At 51.2% G+C, this 17,625-nt stretch carries 18 protein-coding genes; 9 read left to right on the top strand and 9 right to left on the bottom strand.

The annotated features are described in order from the left end of the window. Window positions 1–43: 43 nt before the first annotated feature. The 3 genes from GFB57_RS04855 (at window position 44) to GFB57_RS04845 (ending at window position 1,408) form a co-directional block, all read left to right on the top strand. Window positions 44–334: a SymE family type I addiction module toxin gene (locus tag GFB57_RS04855; RefSeq protein ID WP_003023996.1), complete on the top strand. Its 291-nt coding sequence runs from the start codon at window positions 44–46 to the stop codon at window positions 332–334. A gap of 117 nt (window positions 335–451) precedes the next feature. Next, the gene (locus tag GFB57_RS04850; protein WP_003023994.1) at window positions 452–628 is read left to right on the top strand and encodes a hypothetical protein; all 177 of its coding nucleotides are present in this window, start codon (window positions 452–454) and stop codon (window positions 626–628) included. Window positions 629–1,033: 405 nt separating this feature from the next. Continuing rightward, window positions 1,034–1,408: a Rap1a/Tai family immunity protein gene (locus tag GFB57_RS04845; protein WP_003023992.1), complete on the top strand. Its 375-nt coding sequence runs from the start codon at window positions 1,034–1,036 to the stop codon at window positions 1,406–1,408. A 116-nt stretch (window positions 1,409–1,524) separates the two neighbouring features. Here the strand turns inward: GFB57_RS04845 and misL are convergent, their stop codons facing one another. Together misL and GFB57_RS04835 are read right to left on the bottom strand one after the other, a co-directional pair. Then, complete coding sequence (gene misL / locus GFB57_RS04840) at window positions 1,525–4,329, bottom strand: intestinal colonization autotransporter adhesin MisL (protein ID WP_003023990.1); 2,805 nt, start codon at window positions 4,327–4,329, stop codon at window positions 1,525–1,527. Window positions 4,330–4,403: 74 nt separating this feature from the next. Then, window positions 4,404–5,021, bottom strand: a complete 618-nt coding sequence (locus GFB57_RS04835; RefSeq protein WP_003023988.1) for a helix-turn-helix transcriptional regulator — start codon at window positions 5,019–5,021, stop codon at window positions 4,404–4,406. Window positions 5,022–5,597: 576 nt separating this feature from the next. Between GFB57_RS04835 and GFB57_RS04830 the strand changes: the two genes are divergently transcribed. The 3 genes from GFB57_RS04830 (at window position 5,598) to GFB57_RS04820 (ending at window position 8,671) form a co-directional block, all read left to right on the top strand. Next, the gene (locus tag GFB57_RS04830; RefSeq protein WP_032932761.1) at window positions 5,598–6,368 is read left to right on the top strand and encodes a winged helix-turn-helix domain-containing protein; all 771 of its coding nucleotides are present in this window, start codon (window positions 5,598–5,600) and stop codon (window positions 6,366–6,368) included. Further along, entirely contained in the window at window positions 6,368–6,832 is a 465-nt protein-coding gene (locus GFB57_RS04825; protein ID WP_003023985.1) for a hypothetical protein, read from the top strand. The genes GFB57_RS04830 and GFB57_RS04825 overlap by 1 nt, the downstream gene beginning before the upstream one ends. 342 nt (window positions 6,833–7,174) lie before the next feature. After that, window positions 7,175–8,671, top strand: a complete 1,497-nt coding sequence (locus GFB57_RS04820; RefSeq protein WP_005121531.1) for a C69 family dipeptidase — start codon at window positions 7,175–7,177, stop codon at window positions 8,669–8,671. Between the two features lie 36 nt (window positions 8,672–8,707). Here GFB57_RS04820 and GFB57_RS04815 read toward each other — a convergent pair whose 3' ends face one another. Beyond that, entirely contained in the window at window positions 8,708–9,610 is a 903-nt protein-coding gene (locus GFB57_RS04815) for a LysR family transcriptional regulator (RefSeq protein WP_003023980.1), read from the bottom strand. 104 nt (window positions 9,611–9,714) lie between these two features. On the opposite strand from GFB57_RS04815, the gene GFB57_RS04810 reads away from it, so the two are divergent. The 3 genes from GFB57_RS04810 (at window position 9,715) to GFB57_RS04800 (ending at window position 12,041) form a co-directional block, all read left to right on the top strand. Continuing rightward, window positions 9,715–10,722, top strand: a complete 1,008-nt coding sequence (locus GFB57_RS04810) for a zinc-binding alcohol dehydrogenase family protein (RefSeq protein ID WP_003023978.1) — start codon at window positions 9,715–9,717, stop codon at window positions 10,720–10,722. A 1-nt stretch (window position 10,723) separates the two neighbouring features. Next, window positions 10,724–11,020: a putative quinol monooxygenase gene (locus GFB57_RS04805; protein ID WP_290366938.1), complete on the top strand. Its 297-nt coding sequence runs from the start codon at window positions 10,724–10,726 to the stop codon at window positions 11,018–11,020. A 118-nt stretch (window positions 11,021–11,138) separates the two neighbouring features. Further along, entirely contained in the window at window positions 11,139–12,041 is a 903-nt protein-coding gene (locus GFB57_RS04800) for a carboxylate/amino acid/amine transporter (protein ID WP_003023973.1), read from the top strand. A gap of 28 nt (window positions 12,042–12,069) precedes the next feature. Here the strand turns inward: GFB57_RS04800 and nlpA are convergent, their stop codons facing one another. The 6 genes from nlpA to GFB57_RS04770 form a co-directional block, all read right to left on the bottom strand. Beyond that, window positions 12,070–12,888 carry a lipoprotein NlpA gene (gene nlpA / locus GFB57_RS04795; RefSeq protein ID WP_003023970.1) on the bottom strand — a complete coding sequence of 273 codons (819 nt, stop codon included), beginning with the start codon at window positions 12,886–12,888 and terminating at the stop codon, window positions 12,070–12,072. A gap of 123 nt (window positions 12,889–13,011) precedes the next feature. Further along, window positions 13,012–13,950 carry an Rpn family recombination-promoting nuclease/putative transposase gene (locus tag GFB57_RS04790; protein WP_008323821.1) on the bottom strand — a complete coding sequence of 313 codons (939 nt, stop codon included), beginning with the start codon at window positions 13,948–13,950 and terminating at the stop codon, window positions 13,012–13,014. Between the two features lie 210 nt (window positions 13,951–14,160). Continuing rightward, window positions 14,161–14,904, bottom strand: a complete 744-nt coding sequence (locus GFB57_RS04785; protein ID WP_003023966.1) for a 2-dehydro-3-deoxy-phosphogluconate aldolase — start codon at window positions 14,902–14,904, stop codon at window positions 14,161–14,163. Beyond that, window positions 14,891–16,000, bottom strand: a complete 1,110-nt coding sequence (dgaE, locus tag GFB57_RS04780; RefSeq protein WP_003023964.1) for a D-glucosaminate-6-phosphate ammonia lyase — start codon at window positions 15,998–16,000, stop codon at window positions 14,891–14,893. Before dgaE ends, GFB57_RS04785 begins: the two co-directional genes overlap by 14 nt. A gap of 3 nt (window positions 16,001–16,003) precedes the next feature. Next, window positions 16,004–16,864, bottom strand: a complete 861-nt coding sequence (locus GFB57_RS04775; protein ID WP_005121522.1) for a PTS system mannose/fructose/sorbose family transporter subunit IID — start codon at window positions 16,862–16,864, stop codon at window positions 16,004–16,006. Continuing rightward, the gene (locus tag GFB57_RS04770) at window positions 16,861–17,610 is read right to left on the bottom strand and encodes a PTS sugar transporter subunit IIC (RefSeq protein ID WP_003023960.1); all 750 of its coding nucleotides are present in this window, start codon (window positions 17,608–17,610) and stop codon (window positions 16,861–16,863) included. The genes GFB57_RS04775 and GFB57_RS04770 overlap by 4 nt, the downstream gene beginning before the upstream one ends. Window positions 17,611–17,625: the final 15 nt, after the last annotated feature.

Here is a 17,625-nt window from a genome sequence, read left to right as displayed (position 1 = left end):
ACAGCCGGAGCGTCTAACCTCACCAACTATCAAGGAGTTGATTATGGCTGATTCGCATTCTACCCCAGACACCGACCAATCTGGAACCGAGCGTTCGGTAATTGTGGGATATCGCCCGAATGTTTTCGACAAATCCACACCAAAAATTATTCTTTCCGGCAAGTGGCTACGCGCAGCGGGGTTTGATACCGGGCAACAGATTAGCGTAAAAGTGATGAACGGTTGTATCATCCTGATGGTCTATGGCGAGCAGGAGCAACGGCTGCAGGATGAGCTGCAAGAGGCAAATCAGAAGTTAAAAAGAATTGAGAGCACGCTGGCGACTCTCCAGTGAAGTGCGGCTGAACCTGCAAGCAGTACTTACAGGTTCACTTAGTGCCGGATGGCGCTTGCGCTTATCCGGCCTACTTTCCTGGAAAATGAAGCCAAAGTATAACGGGAACCCAACCAAATGAATCGCCACGAAAAACCAGACACAATCGTTTCGATTGACGACGATGAAAAAGTCGAAGAAATAAAAATTCAGTTACTGAAAGCTAGGATTCAATGTGCACAATGTGATATTCATTCTGATAATATTGTTAACGGCGATAATTTCTTTGATGAATTAATGGAGCCTAATAAATGAAAAAATCATTATAAACTTACGGGCAATAATTAATAATTATGACATTTGAAGCATCAACTCATTATCCATGAATCAGAACCGCATCAGAAATCATTCAATCTCTATACTAAAAACCATAATGAAAATACTATCCTGATGGCCTATGCCAAACGATAAACATGACAGCACAATAAACACCATATTATAATCCCGCTAAAAATACACAGGCATCCTTTTTCTTTAATCAGGAAGGGACAGCTTCGTTTCTAATAAATTAGATTATTGGGTTACATATGAAAAACGTATTCATGGCAATGGTTATCGCTCTCGTCACTATCACCGCATCATCCACTGTTTTCGCATGCCCGAAAGGAGAACACCCGCACGGCGGTACTGGCTCACACCATAAGGGCGGCTGGTGCTCGTATGATCAGTAAAATTGCCATTCCTGTCTTGTTATTGCTCTGTTTTTCAACGCCTGTACTGGCAAAATCGACATTGAATATCGACGGCAACTCGCTTTATCACGGCTATCAGTTGTATGAGAAAGGTTTTGATTATTTGAACGTTCGGGATGAACAGACAGCAGTGATGTATATGTCTTTTGTTGCCGGTGTAGCGGGGATACTATCAAAAGAAAATATCATCTGTAATGAGAGCATAACCATTGGACAGGAAGCTGATATTGTTGGTAATTACCTCCAGACCCATCCTAAAGAACGAACAAAATACAGTCCTTCTGAATTGGCCATGATTGCTTTGGGCAAAGAACTTGCTTGTAACAAAAATAGTAATAGCTAGCGCTGCACACAGCTTGTATTGTCGGATGGCGCTAACGCTTATCCGACCTACAATTCCCCCAAAAAATAAAGCCGCTGACCCATTATTCAGCGGCTTTTCTGTTACTTACAATCCCGTCAGAAATTGTATTTCACGCCCAGCATACCGCGGGTATCGCTGTAGCCTTTGTCGCCTATCTGTTGGGCCACATTGCTCCACACATTGAGACGAGGGGTGATTTGACCTTCTACGCCGACTTTCAGCTCGCCGATGTTCTTCGTGCCGCGCATATCGTTGCTCACATCATCCATCTTCACGCGGGTCGTCTTCGTGTTGTGGATCCAGTTGGCTTCGACAAACGGCTGGAACTCGCGTGATTTACCGTCGTCGATGGCGTTGTGACCGTTGATAAAGGCCTTCACGCCCAGGCGGGTCATCAGGTTGCCATCGGTGTTGTCTTTCACGCGGGTACCGTTCGCTTCGCGGTGGCTGTCGGCCTGCACGTCCATCCACACCACCTGCGCTTTCGGTTGCAGCCAGTAGCTGTTGCGCTCGTTTTCACCCAGTTTGAAGCTGTAACCGGCTTCTACCGAAGCGGTTATCCCGCTGGATTTGTATTTCTCTGTCGCCTGCTCCTGGCCCATCACCTTGTTATCAAACCAGTTGTACAGCATCCAGGTGTCTACGTAAGTGCCGGTCTTGTCGGCGTCATTGGCATACCAGGTGCCGTACAGCCCCACGCTGTAACCGGTGACCTGACCACGTGAATGGTAGCCGGTCAGGCTGGACTGCGTGCTGTTCTGGCTGTTGGCGTAACCTGCCATTGCGCCGATGTGCCAACGGTCGAGACCGTCGCTACTCCACTGCGCCAGATCGCCGCCGAACTGCAACACATAGCTGTTGCTTTGGGTTTTCAACTGCCCACTACCGTCTTTGAAGCGGGTATGCGCCCCGACGTTACGCATCCACATACTGGTGACTTTTTTCTCGCCCGTCAGCATGTCGATGTACTGCGTCTCTCCCAGACGATCGTGCAGTCGGGTCATAAACAGCGTGTTAGCGGCATAGTTGTTCGCCAGATAACTGCCTGCTTCCGGACGGTATTGCTGCTCAGTAACAGGAGGCGCAACAGGTTCTTCCGGCTCAGGGATGATCGGGTCTACAGGATCGACCGGGTCTGGATCAATGGGGTCAACCGGGTCCGGATCAACAGGGTCTGGGTCATGCGGATCGACCGGGTCCGGTTCTTCCGGATCCGGCGGAGCAGGAATAAAGCTGGTCAGATACCAGTTGCTGCCCTTTTGCACCACGTTATAGTCGTACGCACCGGCAACAATACGACCAGCTTTCTCAAAAGTACCGTCAGAATTACCGGCTACTTCGATGATCTCAATACCTTCAACGGTCTGCGCCCCGGTTCCGCCAATGTTGTTCACCGCCACAAACGCATTACCCGCGGTGTTGCCGAGCACTTTCAGCTTGTCGGTTTCGGAGGTGTCGTCATTCAGGACGGTATTGAAAACCAGTTTGCCGCCGTTGCCGGTGAAATCTTCATTAATGGTAAGCGTCTGCCACGGTTCGCCGTCAGTATGCCCAAAATTCACCACTGACCCGCCGTTCAGCGTCAGGTCGGTGAGCGTTGAGCTGTTGGTCATGTTCCAGGTCGCATCGCTCATTTGCAGCGAGATAACCCCCGTTCCGGCCGTGACGCTGGTGATGTATGACGCCCCACTCCACAGCGAGTTGTCGGTCATGTTGAGCGTAATGGTACTGTTTTGCTGTGGCAGGCTGCTGGTTGCAGCAGTCGCGCCAGCGGCATGAAGATCGCCATCGATGAGGAAGCGCCCGCCAGCAGAGCCATCTACGGAGCCGCCCGTTTCGGTACTGATGGCATAACTTTCATTGCTGTGCTTGCCCGCCATGGTAATGGCGGCACCGCCAGCCAGGTTTATTGCCCCGCGTGAAGTCGCATACAGACCGCGTGGCGCTTTGCTGTAAGACGCCGCTTTCGCCGAATTGTTTACGTTGATCGTCGCGTTTTCGCCGAGATTCACGGTTGCATTGGTGGAATAAACCGCATGGGCGCTGACGCCGTTGACCGTAATCGTAGCATTGTTGCCCAGTTCCGTTTTGGAAGATGAGGCGGCATAGATCCCTGTCGAGGAAGCGCCCGATGTCTCGATAGTGGCGTCATCACCAAGGCGGATCGAGGACCCGCTCTGCCCGGTGCGGAGACCTTCTGAACTGTCACCTATCGTCACAATGTGTGCCCGGTCGCCGACGACAATCGTATTTTTGGCCTGCGTAGCGTCTTTCATTGCGTTTGCAGTGATACCACGCCCCTGATAACCGGTGGTTTGAATATACAGATCGTCGCCGACATATATGTTGGCTGAACCTTTCCAACCCTGGCTATAGGAGTTGTAACCGGCGTTAATACCGTCACCATCCTGACCGTCCACATAAATGCTGGTGCGATCTCCGGTGATGATAAAAACCGGGTTATCCGGTGAATTGGCCCCGTGTGTGCGGATACCATCAACATCCTTACCATTATTAGCGGCATTCTTCGACTGTGTGCGAATCGTCAGGTCGTCACCGAAAATAACGCCCGGGCTACCCGTCGCGCTGTTCTGAATAACGGTAATGGTGTGTTCGAAGGCTTCTGCCCCTGGCCCATTGAGCGTTAATCCATGACCATAAACGGGAATGGTGCCGGCACTCCACTGATAAACATAATTCGGCGTAGCGCTGGTTTTAGCGAAACTAGCATTCGCCTGTGCAGGAAATAAAGCCTGCAACTCCGGAGGCAGACTACTAACCAGACCGCTGGAAGGAAGACTATCAACATCAATCCAGGCTGCATGGGCCGAAAATACCATAGAAGTTAATGCGGCTGAAACCGCGATGGCAATACGAGAGTAAGATTTGGGATTTGGCATATTAGCCTCCTGCTATTAGGCGTAGAGCGTCCACCACATCGCAAGGATGTGAAATAATAAAAATCAGAAATGCGTTATAAAATATTCGATAGTATTTTATGAATACTATGGCCCAACTTATCTTCAAGCCGGAGCTTATAGACATATATTTTCTTAATATCAATATTATCTATTTGGGTAATTTGCTGAATACTTTTTCCTGAGACAAATCGCTTCAGTAATATCATTTCTGTATAGTTGAGTGTGCGCCCACGTTTACTGTTAGCGAGATGACCGGTAAATAATCGTCTCATTTTCTGATGCTGTACGTCATCATCATCATCAGAATATATAATCCCTTGTATTTTATTGCTTTTCGACAGCCAGTAGTTGGCTAACGGCGCCAGGTTCCGGTCCGCTATCAAAACAATATGCATGCCGCTATAAGCCAGACGATCAACCCATTGCGGGTCGGCAAACAGGCGCAGGTTCGGGAAAGAGAAGTCCACAAAAATAAACCCGCGCGACAAATGATTTTGATTATTAAGCAGAAGTTTTTCAATAATTCCTTTTTGCAGAAAGCCATTTCCCTCAGGCCAGATAGCAAAAGCGGCACGGTGACAGTAACTGGCGCGAACCGCAGCATCCGGAAATAATTGACAGGATAATTCACAGCTTATGCAACGAACACTCTGTGATGGTGATCTCTTCATCAAAAATGACTCCTGTTATTTTTCCATAAATATTTCATTGGTAAATAAATGTGTCAATCCGACACGTACGACATTCCTTGTCAGCTAATAACAGTGGCGCTAATAAAATGTAATAAACTCCTGATGTGCTAATAAGTATGGGCTGTGATTAATACGATTGCGCTAAGCTTTTTTGTGCCTTATCTCAGAATAACAGTCTGGGCATTAGGAATTTTATGCATAAATTAAAACCATAGGATAAATCCCAAAAAAGCACTATTTGCTAAAAAACAACCGATGTAAACGATACTCATTAATTACACAATACTGATAACTCAATCACCGTTGAAGTGCTGTGGATAAATATAATCATAATTCAGATAAACCTGTAATGAATTCTCATTATTTAACATTAGTTAATTTTACCTAAGAACTTACTCAGCTAACACATTGTATGTAAAGAACATTTAACTCTTAAATGAAATTCTTATCTGCGATCACGTACAAAGAGTGAGGCATATTATCGATTTGGATGTAAAATTTAAGGTAAGTGTTGGCACATGCGGTGATACGTTTTGGTTACTGAGGGCTGGGCAATTGTACCTTATCAATCAGTTGGTCGAATTTAATCCTGATAACAAAAGCCTGGTCAATCGACAGACAGGGAGAGCAATACAACTTCAGCTCCCAGCCTCGCTCTGTTTTCTCTATTTAATTACTCACGCAAGTGACATTGTTTCTCAGAACACGTTGATTAAAGTGGGCTGGGGTGAGAGAAATAATGTGACCACCACCAACACATTTTACCAGGCTATTCTGACGCTACGTAATGCTCTGGCGGATGTGGGTCTGCCGAGAGATACGGTGAAAACAATTTCCCGGCGCGGGCTTACATTAAATGAAAATACGCAGATTGAGGCGATAACACATCCTCAAAGTGAAGTTTACCAGCCACCGGTTATTGAGGATTACGCGCCCCCAAAGATAATTGCTCCCGCGCCTCAACAAACGACGCGGGGACCCTGGTGGTACATTATATTTAGCACGGGCATCGTTATTGCCACCCTGATTATCTGGCTGGTGTGGTATCAGACGCGTCCTGTTATGCCGTTTAGTAAATTCGTGTCTGTTTCTATGCAAGTTCCCTCTCGGCAAAACTGTAAAATTTATTACTCACCGAATGAGCACGACCAGGAGAATTATTTCAATCTGATGCAACTGCATCCCTATCTCTGTGAAAACAACAAGCACGTCTTCCTTTCCGGCTACCGCAAAGCGGAGAGGATCGTGGCATTTGTCTGTGATAAAGATGCGCGGATAGATGCTAACGCGTTTTGTGCTACCCACTATTACTGGATGCGCGGGTAATGAAAAAAATACATCACCTTATTTTTCTGGTAATCGGTCTGGCGACGTTGCTCGGTTCAGGCGGGTGGCTATGGTATTCACGCTTTGCCGAAAAGCCGCTGAGTTGCATCGGCAACATGGAATGGAATATTGGCAGCAATCGCTTTGCCGGTACGTTATCGTTTCGGATGTACGATAATGCAGGTTTGGCCACCATTACCGGAAAACTTTACGGACGTAATACCTCAGACATCAGCAGGAACATTTATTTCAACTACACCAGACAGCACGAAGCCCGGGTGCTACAGGCGATGCAGGTGGTCAAAACCTTCGCAGACAGCGCCGATGAAACGGATATTAACAACACCTTACCCGGTTTTTACCGCCAAAGCGGACAAACCCTGAGTCTGGTCATGGAAGAGTATAAGGGCGCATGGATCTTTGCCAGCTCCAATGTACCCTCGCTGTATTGCCGCAAGAGGTAACGTCATATCCGGAAACAAAAATCGCGCCCCCTCAATGGAATTCATATTTGCCATCATCGACTTACGCGACATGGGTCACTGAATCCTCTAATAACCCATTGCTATTCTTCATCCCGAATCAGGAAACATCCTGAATATCACGATATCCATTGCGTAATAATTAAGCGAAATGGGCGTTTTATTTTGCCCAGAAGACTTCAATCTACGGATGGATATTCGGAGAAGGCGTGGGCAGGGGCGTTTATCTCTCTCGCGAGCAATGTCTGAGGGTTCAGACGTTATCGCATTTCAGGAAACGGTATGTTTCCGGTGTATTTTTGGCGTACATATGAGGGATACGTAATGTTTACTTTTAAAAAGTGCCTGATTGCACTTTCTATAAATTTGGCCGTTGTTTCATCAGGTTTTGCTTGTACGACCCTGCTGGTCGGTAACGAAGCATCAGCGGACGGCTCGATGCTGGTTGCCCGTAGCGCTGACAGCGATGCCCTGAAAGCGCAACATTTTGTCATTCACCCGGCAAAACAGAATCAGACCGGGGTATACAGCACCAAAGCACATAACGGTGCGAATGACTTTACCTGGCCGCTCCCCAAAAACTCTCTGCGTTATACCACTGTTCCAAACTGGAAAACCCAACTGCACGGCGCGACCGGATTTAACGAACTGGGCGTTGGCGTGAGCGGCACAGAATCTATTTTTGCCTCACCAAAAGCGCTGGCCGCCGATCCGTACGTTGAGGATAAAGGGATCACCGAAGACGATATTCCGGATATTCTGCTGTCGCAGAGTAAAACCGCGCGTGAAGCCGTGGCGCTGCTGGGCCATATCGTTGAGACCGTCGGCGCAGGCGAAGGCTTTGGCGTTGCCGTCGTCGACGATAACGAGATCTGGTATCTGGAAACCGGCAGCGGCCATCAGTGGATGGCGCAGCGTCTGCCAAATAACCAGTATTTTGCCACCGGTAACCAGGGCCGCTTACAGGATTACGATCCGAAAAACCCGGACATGATGGCGTCAAAAAACCTGATTCAATTTGCGACCGAAAAGGGTCTGTACGAACCGGCCAAAGATGGCAAATTCAACTTCTCCAAAGCCTATACCCGTGATGACGAGCGTGACCGCACGTATAACGACCCTCGCGTATGGACCATCCAAAAAGAGTTCAATCCTTCCGTAAACCAGGATATGGCCAAAGGACGTGAATTCCCGGTCTTCATGACGCCAGAGAAGAAAATGACGCTGGACGATGTGAAGGCCGTACTGCGTAACCATTATGAAGGCACCAGCCATGACCCCTACACCAACGGCCTGAACGGCAAAGAGCCATGGCGTCCTGTCAGCGTCTTCCGCACCTATGAAGCGCATGTTATGCAGGTCCGTCCGTGGTTGCCAAAAGAGATCGGTGAAACGACCTACATTGGTTTGGGCATGGCCGATCTCACCGCCTTTGTTCCGTACTACAGCGGCCTGAAAGCGTATCCGGCTAACTATACGATGGGTACCGATAAAGCGGACGATCAGTCTATCTACTGGAAATATCGTAAATTACAAACGCTGACGATGACCGATTATCCGAAGCTCGCGCCAATCGTCAAAAAAGCCTACAAAGCGTGGGAAGACAAAGTGGCCAAGGAGCAAAAAGAGGTTGAAGCAGAGTATCTGAAGATGGCGAAAACTGATAAACCAGCCGCCGATAAGATGCTGAATGACTTCAACCTGCGCATCATGGCCGACGCCGAGAAGCTGACGGAAGATCTGACTAATCAGCTATTTACCATCCGCACCAAAGACATTCAGTCTGATATCTTCTTTGCAAACGCTGCGAAAAAAGACTGAGTAACGACGCGATAGTATTCTGGCGTAAAGCGCTTACTAGCTTTGCGCCAGCATTTCACACCGCGCCTTCACCGCGTCGTGCAGCAGACGGACCGCCGTTGAAAGCTGCTTCCGATGCGGGCAAATCATATTCAGCGGGACTTTCTCGCCCTGATAATCCGGCATCAGCAGTTGTAATCGACCGTCACGCACATCTTCGCTGACATCCAGCCACGACTTGTACGCCATACCTTCCCCGGCAATTGCCAGCCGTCGGATCACTTCCGCATCGTCGCTCATAATGGTGCCGTTAACCTGCACACTACTGACCTCGCCGTTGCGCGTAAACGTCCAGCGATCGTGCAGGCGGCCGCGTAATACGAAGGTCATGGCGTTGAGCTGTGTTAAATCATCCGGAGTTTGCGGCGCGCCGTTTTGTGCAACCCATTCCGGTGATGCCACCAGCACACGTCGGTTACTCGGTGCAACGGGCAGCGCAATGTAAGACGCGTCTTCGGTATTGCCATAGCGAAACGCAACATCGACGGGGTCTTTAAAGACATCCGTCACCTGATCGGAGAAAAAGATCCGCAGGCGCAGCGCGGGATAGCGGCGTCGAAACGACTGAAAGACCGGCAGCAGCAGGTTACGGCCAAGATCGGAAGGCACGGCGATTTGCAGCGTGCCAGAAACTTCATCTTCTGGGGTCTGAATTTTTTGCAGCCCGGCATGCATCACGTCCAGCATCTGGCGGGCATAGGGTAGCCAGACCTCGCCCTCCGGCGTCAGGCGTAGGCTGCGCGTGGAGCGGGCGAACAAGCGGATAGCCAACGTAGACTCCAGGCGCTTGATAGCTGAACTGACCTGAGCAGGCTGAACGCCGACTTCGCGCGCGGCATCGCTAAAACTATTCAGCGCCGCGGCGCGGACAAACAACGTGAGATCTTCAAGCCGGAACATTTTCACTCCCCGAGTATAAGTCCTGTCGCCGTAGGGCTATTTTTCCCGTTCTGCTACCGGTTTACCATCGAATTATTCAACTGATTCCTGTGACCGGAGAGACCATGAAAGCCATCGCTATTACCCGCGCCGCGACCGACGGCAATAACATTGAATTTTTACAAGAGATTGACCTACCCATGCCAGTCGCTACCGGGCACGATCTGCTGGTTGAAGTGAAAGCCATTTCCGTCAATCCCGTTGATACCAAGGTCCGCGAAGGTTTTAACGCCGATGTGCCGCGCGTTCTGGGCTGGGACGCCGTTGGCGTGGTGAAGTCCGTGGGTGAAGCCGTCACCCTGTTCACACCTGGCGATGAAGTCTGGTACGCCGGAGCACTGGGCCGCGCTGGCAGTAACAGTGAATTTCAGCTGGTTGATGAACGTATTACCGCGCTGAAGCCAAAAACACTAGATAATGCTTCTGCTGCGGCGCTGCCGCTGACCGCCATCACCGCCTGGGAAATGCTGTTCGACCGTCTGGGCGTTGAGGAAAATAGCAATGAAGATGATGTGTTATTGATTGTTGGCGCGGCTGGCGGCGTCGGTTCTATTCTGACGCAACTGGCCAGTAAGCTGACCAAAATGACCGTCATCGGTACGGCATCACGTCCGCAGAGCCAGAAATGGGTTCTTGAAGCGGGCGCTCATCATGTGATTGACCACAACAAGCCGTTGACGGAAGAGCTGGCACGGATAGGCATTAAAGAGGTGACGCACGTTGCCAGCCTGAACAATACCGAGCAGCACTATTCGCAAATTATTGCCGCCCTGGCACCGCAGGGCAAACTGGCGTTGATTGACGATCCGCACACTCTCGATGCGCGTCCGCTGAAGGCCAAAAGCATTTCGCTGCACTGGGAGTTTATGTTTACCCGTTCGATGTTTACCACCCACGACATCATTGCGCAGCATCAGTTACTGACCCGCGTGGCACAGCTGATCGACAGCAACACCCTCCGCACCACGCTGGGCGAACATTTTGGCGCAATCACCGCGGCAAATCTGCAAAAAGCCCACGCGCAAATTGAAACCGGTCGTTCGGTCGGCAAGATTGTGCTGGAGGGGTTTTAACATGTCCGATTCAGAAGTGATTTCAATTATTGCGGTACTGAAAGCCAAACCAGGGAAAATCGATGCACTGAAACAGGCACTGCAGGCTCTGTTACTGCCTACTCGCCGGGAGCCGGGCAATATTGAATATGCCCTGTTCCAGTTACGCGACACGCCGGATGTATTCTACGTACGCGAATCCTGGCACGGTCAGGCCGAGCATATCGCTCTGCCACATTTCCAGGCGTTCATTCTACAAATGAACGATCTGCTAGCCGAACCGCTACGGCTGGATTATCTGACGCCGATTGCGCCATAAAATAACTGCCGAAGCCCCCTGCCGCGTGGGGGGCTACACCAGTCATGTCTCACTCGCTTCGCTATCTCTGCTATGATGCCTGCACACAAATAAAACAAAACAACATGCCGAGGGAAAGATGAGTTCCACCAGAAGAGGGATGATGAACGTCCTGATTGCCGCCGTATTGTGGGGAAGTTCAGGCGTTTGCGCGCAGTACATCATGGAGCAAAGTCAGATGTCGTCGCAGTTTCTGACCATGACACGTCTGATTTTCGCCGGGCTGATTCTGCTGATGCTCTCTTTCGTTCACGGCGACAAAGTGTTCTCCATTATCAAAAACCGCAAAGACGCCATCAGCCTGCTGATTTTTTCCGTAGTTGGAGCGCTCACCGTACAGCTCACCTTTCTGCTGACCATTGAAAAATCCAACGCCGCCACCGCGACGGTGCTGCAATTTTTGTCACCGACCATTATCGTGGCGTGGTTTTCCGTGGTGCGCAAAGCACGACCGGGGATTTTAGTGCTGACCGCAATCTTCACCTCGCTCATCGGCACCTTCTTACTGGTCACCCACGGTAACCCAACGTCGCTGTCTATCTCACCTGCCGCGCTGTTCTGGGGAATTGCCTCGGCGTTTGCCGCCGCGTTCTACACCACCTACCCCTCAACGCTTATCGCGCGCTACGGCACGCTGCCGGTCGTCGGCTGGAGTATGTTAATCGGCGGCATGATCCTGCTGCCGTTTTATGCCGGACAGGGCACTAATTTCGTGGTGAATGGCAGTTTGATTCTGGCGTTTTTCTATCTGGTGGTCATCGGCACGTCGCTGACGTTTAGCCTGTACCTGAAAGGCGCGCAGATGATTGGCGGACCGAAAGCGAGCATTTTAAGCTGCGCAGAACCGTTGAGCAGCGCGTTGCTGTCACTACTGTTGTTAGGTATTACGTTTACCCTGCCAGACTGGCTGGGCACGCTTTTAATCCTCTCATCGGTAGTACTGATCTCAATGGACTCACGTCGCCGCGCCAGAGCGGTTTAACCCCAACCGGCGCGACAACGGGTCACGATTACCAACCCGGAACCGCGCCGCCGTTAAAGATAGTTTCTGCCGCCTTTGCCACTTCCGGTGACTGATAAGATTGCAGGAATTCTTTCACATTCTCGGCATCTTTGTTGTCTTCTCGCGCCACCAGGATGTTCACGTACGGTGAGTTTTTGTCTTCGATAAATACGCTGTCATGTACCGGGGAAAGACCGGTTTGCTGGATGTAGGTGGTACTGATAATCGCTACATCCACTTTCTGATCGTCCAATACGCGCGGCAACTGCGCGCCTTCCAGTTCCATAATTTTCAGATGCCGCGGATTTTCAGTGATATCCAACGCTGTTGGCAGCAGGCCGGTATCCGCTTTCAGCGTAATTAACTTCTCTTTTTGCAGCAGCAACAGCGCCCGCCCGAGGTTGGTTGGATCGTTAGGTATCGCAATCGTTGAACCGTCTTTAAGTTCAGCGACGGTTTTGATTTTCTTCGAATACCCTGCCATCGGGAATACAAAGGTATTGCCCACAGCAACCAGCTTATAGTCGTGTGCTTTATTATCTTGTTCGAGGAACGGACGATGCTGGAAGACATTGGCATCCAGCTCACCATGATTAGTGGCATCGTTAGGCAGCAGAGAACCGCTAAAACCCACCAGCTCCACCTCAAGGCCATATTTTTCTTTAGCGACTTTCTTCGCGACCTCCGCCACATCCTGCTCGGCACCGTTAATCACACCCACTTTGATATGCTTTGCATCACTGCTCTGTTGATCGCATCCTGCCAGCAATAATCCCGCCAGTAATACCGCCGCCCCGGCCCCGAAAAAAGGTATCTTCAGCTTCACGTTTTATCCTTTTGCAATAACCGCCTGATGAGTAATGAAATGACTATAGCGGCAAGGCCGCTGCGGTTTAAAAAACGAAAAAGCATCAGCAAGAAGAAAAAAGCATAACGGGAAAAAGATACATTAGTCGGAAGATGCCGTTAGTTCATCACTTGAAAGCCCGGTGATAATTAGCACCAGTTCACGATCGATCCCCTTCTCCAGCATGGCATGGGCTATCCGCAACGCTTCGTCTTGTTTGCCTTCAATCTTGCCCTTTTGTAATCCCTCTTGTAAGCCACTGTAATGACCCGTTCTTCGCCCTGATTCACGTAAACATTCTGCAATCGTCATTAATCTCTCCTTGTGTTGGGGAACGCGTAAAGCCACCTCGCGAATAAACGCCTCGAAACGCGGTGCGCTGCCAGACTGCATCAGATAATTAAATAGCGTTTCTACCTGGCTGTCATTAGCGTATCCCTTAACCAGCAGAGCAACCAGGTTATCCACCAGCACCATCAGGTCACGTTCACGTATATGCTTCTGGACAAGCTCAAGTAGCGCCATCCGCCGATGCTGCATAATCTCATCATCAGACAGCGCCGTAATGTCTACCAGCGGGAAGGCAGAACCATAAAGCTGCCGTGCGGTTTCTGGATCGTCAAATTCATCCAACCAACACAGCGAGTACGGATACGGGCTGTCAACGCCATGGTAAAAAAGTATTGGCACCACCAGTGGCAGCGTTTTGTGTCCTGCATCAAGGTGATTTTGCATCGCGGCAATGGCGTAACGCATCATCCGAAATGCCATATGAACATCCGATGAACTCTGGTGTTCAATCAACGCGTAGATATAGCCTTTACCGGTTCTAGTTTTTAGCGACCACAGAACATCGGAATAACTGGCACGCAGATCCTCCTCAATAAAACTCCCGGGTTCCAGTTTCAGTGTATCCAGATCGCAAAGCTCATGTAATGACGAAGGAAGATAGGTATCAAGAAAATCCCGCGCCGTATCTGGATGGCCTAAGAATTTTTTAAACACCGCATCATGCGGTGTAGATGTTGTTGGTTTTTGCATGGCGGTCCGTCACCGGAAGAACAAGATGACGGGACATTACTCGCCAGTGGCACAGACCACATCAGGGAAATTACCCCTTTGCGAGGCGCTTTCGAGGATAAATAGATGCTGCTGCAATGCATTCATTTTCCATGAATGATGTTCGCAAAAATACCCGGTAGGCGTGAGCACCTCCGGGCATTCTCTTTTCGCTCTCCAACGATGGCAACATCACACCAGGGCTTTGACTATCTCCATCAACCTGATGATATCTGCAGGCCGGGTATTACCGGTCTGTGGGTCGATAATCGAGCTGTAAACATGCGGCATGACGCGCGATACTCCTGCTTCCAGACAGGATTGCAGGATAATGCCGAAGTTATCGAGATCGATACCGCCGGTCGGTTCAATCAACGTCATGCCGTTGCGTGCCGCTGTCGTCGCCAGTGCGTACAACTCAGGCAGGGACTGCTCACCGCCCATTGGGAAGAACTTCGCCGCATGCGCGCCAGAGTCCAGCATCATACGTACCGCTGCATCACAGGAAACGTGGGCTGGCGTGCCCTGGCTGCTGCTGACGCCAGTGGAGATCAACACTTCCCCCGGCGTGCCCGTGGGACTGACTAACGCGTTGATATGGGTCTGTTCACCGCCCGTTGCCGCCAGCGCGCCTGCCGCAAAACTACAACCGGTAAAGGTCTGGTTGACGTGTGCCGGATGGACCTGTGAGGCAATCATCGCCGCTTTGTAATACTGCGCCGGGTCGCCCGCCCCCAGCCCCACGGAAATCGACGGCACGTCGACCATCCAGCGTTTTACTTCCTTAACCCCTTCCTCAACCGAGGAGAACTGCGCCGAAAGAATGCCGATCACCGCGTGACCTTCGGCAGCGTCATAGATTTCCCGGGCGTTGGCGATATCCTTCGCCAGCACGTTAATAGCCACTTTATTGCGATAAAAATTAATGTGCTGCATGGTCTGCAATCTCCTTTAGTCGGGCCACGATCAGTGCCATTTCCCCTTCTGCGACCGTACGCGGGTCAAGACTAAAGACGCCCTGATGAAGGTTGTAACGGCGAGCGTAAATCGCGATATCACCCTCTCGCAGCTGCGCTTCTACGGCGTAAGCATCCATCCCCAGCTCTTGTGCATTCACCAGAATACGAATCCGCCAGATGGCGCGCCCGGCTTCGTCCTGCTCAATATCCGCATCCAGTCCGCGAATCGCTGAAATCGCCTGCGCCACGGGGCGAAGCTCTTCGGCGGTGACCACGGTTTGCCCCTGATGATAGTTTTCCAGGGCATACACCAGCCCGACCATATTCTCTTTGCCGATCTTCATCGCCCGGGCAATTCCGTGGTGCTGCGCTTTACACGCGGCAATCCACTGTTTCTTCCCGGTGATAAACCCGGAGGTCGGCGCGTTAAAGGCTTTTGCTCCGCTGTAGACCACCATATCCGCCCCGCTCGCCACCCAGGCGTGTAAGTCTTCCTCGGCGGCGGCATCGACAATCAGCGGCAGGTTATGAACCTGCGCAACCCGTACGAAGTCTGCAATGCTCAACATGCCTTTCTGCACGCAGTGGTGCGATTTCACGTACAGCAGCGCGGCGGTGTTATCGGTAATCGCGCTCTCCAACTGCCAGCGGGCCGCCAGATTACTTGAGCCAACCTCCACCACCCGTCCTCCCCCTAAGCGGATCGCGCTGGTGATGGGCGCCCCGTAGTCAACGTTATGCCCGCGCAGCATGACCACTTCATTGGCCATACCCGCGCTGTCCGGCATCAGCGTGACACTAGCCTGGTCACCGCGGGTAATGGCGGCGGCAACGGCAATCGCAATACCCGCCGAGGCGCACGAAGTAACATAGCTGTCCTCCGCGCCGGTGTAGCGGGAAACCAATTCACCGGTACGGTCCACCAGCCGGTCAATTTCAACAAAGGCCGAAGCTGCCCGTGCGGTGGCTTGCATCACCTCCGGCGCGACGCTGGAAACGCCCAGAATCGTCATCTTGCCGCAGGCGTTAATCACCTGTTTTAGCCCCAATTGTTGGTAGATATTCTGTGTCATGGCTTACAGCACTCCCAGCAGTGAGCAGACCACGCTGAGTGCGACAATCGACAGCAAAATCGTGGTGTAACGCGGCCCTTTCTTCACCAGATAGAAATAAATGGCGAACACCGCCGCCAGCGGCAACAGACCGGGGGCAATAGAGTCGAGGATTTGCTGAACCACCACTTCAGAGCCTTTCAGGGCGCTGAGTTTTAACGGCGTGGTGATCTTGACGTAGCTCGCAGAAAGCGCGCCCATCATGATCAGGCCCAGCACGTTCGCGCCGTAGATCAGTTCCTTAATTCGCCCTCCCTGCAGCAGACCGATAATCGAGTCACGTCCCAGCGTATAGCCTTTGTGCACCATACCGTAGCTGATTGCCAACGTAATGGCCGGGTAGAGGATTAACGGTACAATTCCGCCCATCGCGCTGCCATTGGCGGCGAACGGGATAAAAATAGCAATTAACAGCGGCATCACGGCTGCCCAGATGATGGAGTCCCCCATCCCAGCCAGCGGTCCCATTAGCCCGGTTTTAATCCCGGTAATTGAGGCATCGCTGATCGGCTCGCCGCGGGTTTTCTGTTCCTCCATCGCAATGGAGATCCCCTGAATCACCGCCCCGAACGTCTGCTCTGAGTTGAAGAAGTTCAGATGTCGTTTCAGCGCTTCTACCTGTTCCTCTTTTTGCGGGTAGAGCTTTTTGATGATCGGCGTCATAGAGGCGCAGAAAATCAGGCTCTGCAAACGCTCATAGGAGCTGGAAACTTCCGCGCCCAGCCAGTAGATAAACCAGGCTTTGGTGATGTCTGCTTTGGTCAGCGTGCCGCTTTCACGCGCACGCTCCACCAGTTCATGTTGCATTACGTCGCTGCTCATCATGCTGCTCCTTCATTTTTCGCCAGACCTTTAATCAGGAAAGCCACGCAGGTACCAAAGATTGCCATCGCCATGATGTCCACCTTCAGGTACAACACCGCAAAGAAACCGCCAATAAACCACGGCAGCAGGCTCTTTTTACCGATCACCATAATGGTGATGGCGAAGCCCAACGCTGGCAGAATGCCGCCCATAATTTCAAAGGAGTGCGTCAGCCAGTGCGGCATCAGCTTGAGGAAGCTTTCCACCACGTCCTGACCAAAATAGTTGGCGGCGAAAACCACCGGGAAACGCAGTACAAGGCCAAGCAACGCCGGGTAGAGGAATGCACAGCGCATGATGCCCGCCATGTTGGCCGTTTCCGCATGTTTGTCGGCCATATGCACCCATGCCGCGTTTAACGTGCGGCGCAGCTGGTCGAGGAACACGCCGATGACGCCAAACGGGATCGCCAGCGCGATAGCCAGGTTCGGGTCCATTCCGGCCTTCACAGCGATAGGAATTGAAATACAGGCGGCCAGCGCCGGATCCGACGGGACGTTACCGCCTGGCGTAGAGGTCACGCCGAGATAAACCAGCTGCATACCGGCACCGATGATCATCGCCGTTTCCATGTTGCCTAACAGCAGGCCAACGAATACGGCAATCACGACCGGTTGCAGCAGCATAGCGGAGAAGGTGTAGCCAAGGCGTAAACGGGCAAACCAGTAATACAGCCCCATCAGGCTTGCAAAGACTAAAGTATCCATAGTTAAGTACCCTGT

Origin of the sequence: Citrobacter sp. S39 (genome assembly GCF_009495675.1) — a bacterium.
Classification (GTDB): Bacteria; Pseudomonadota; Gammaproteobacteria; order Enterobacterales; family Enterobacteriaceae; genus Citrobacter; species Citrobacter freundii.
Note: the sequence above shows the minus strand (reverse complement) of the source record. Positions and strands in the feature narration are given on the sequence as shown.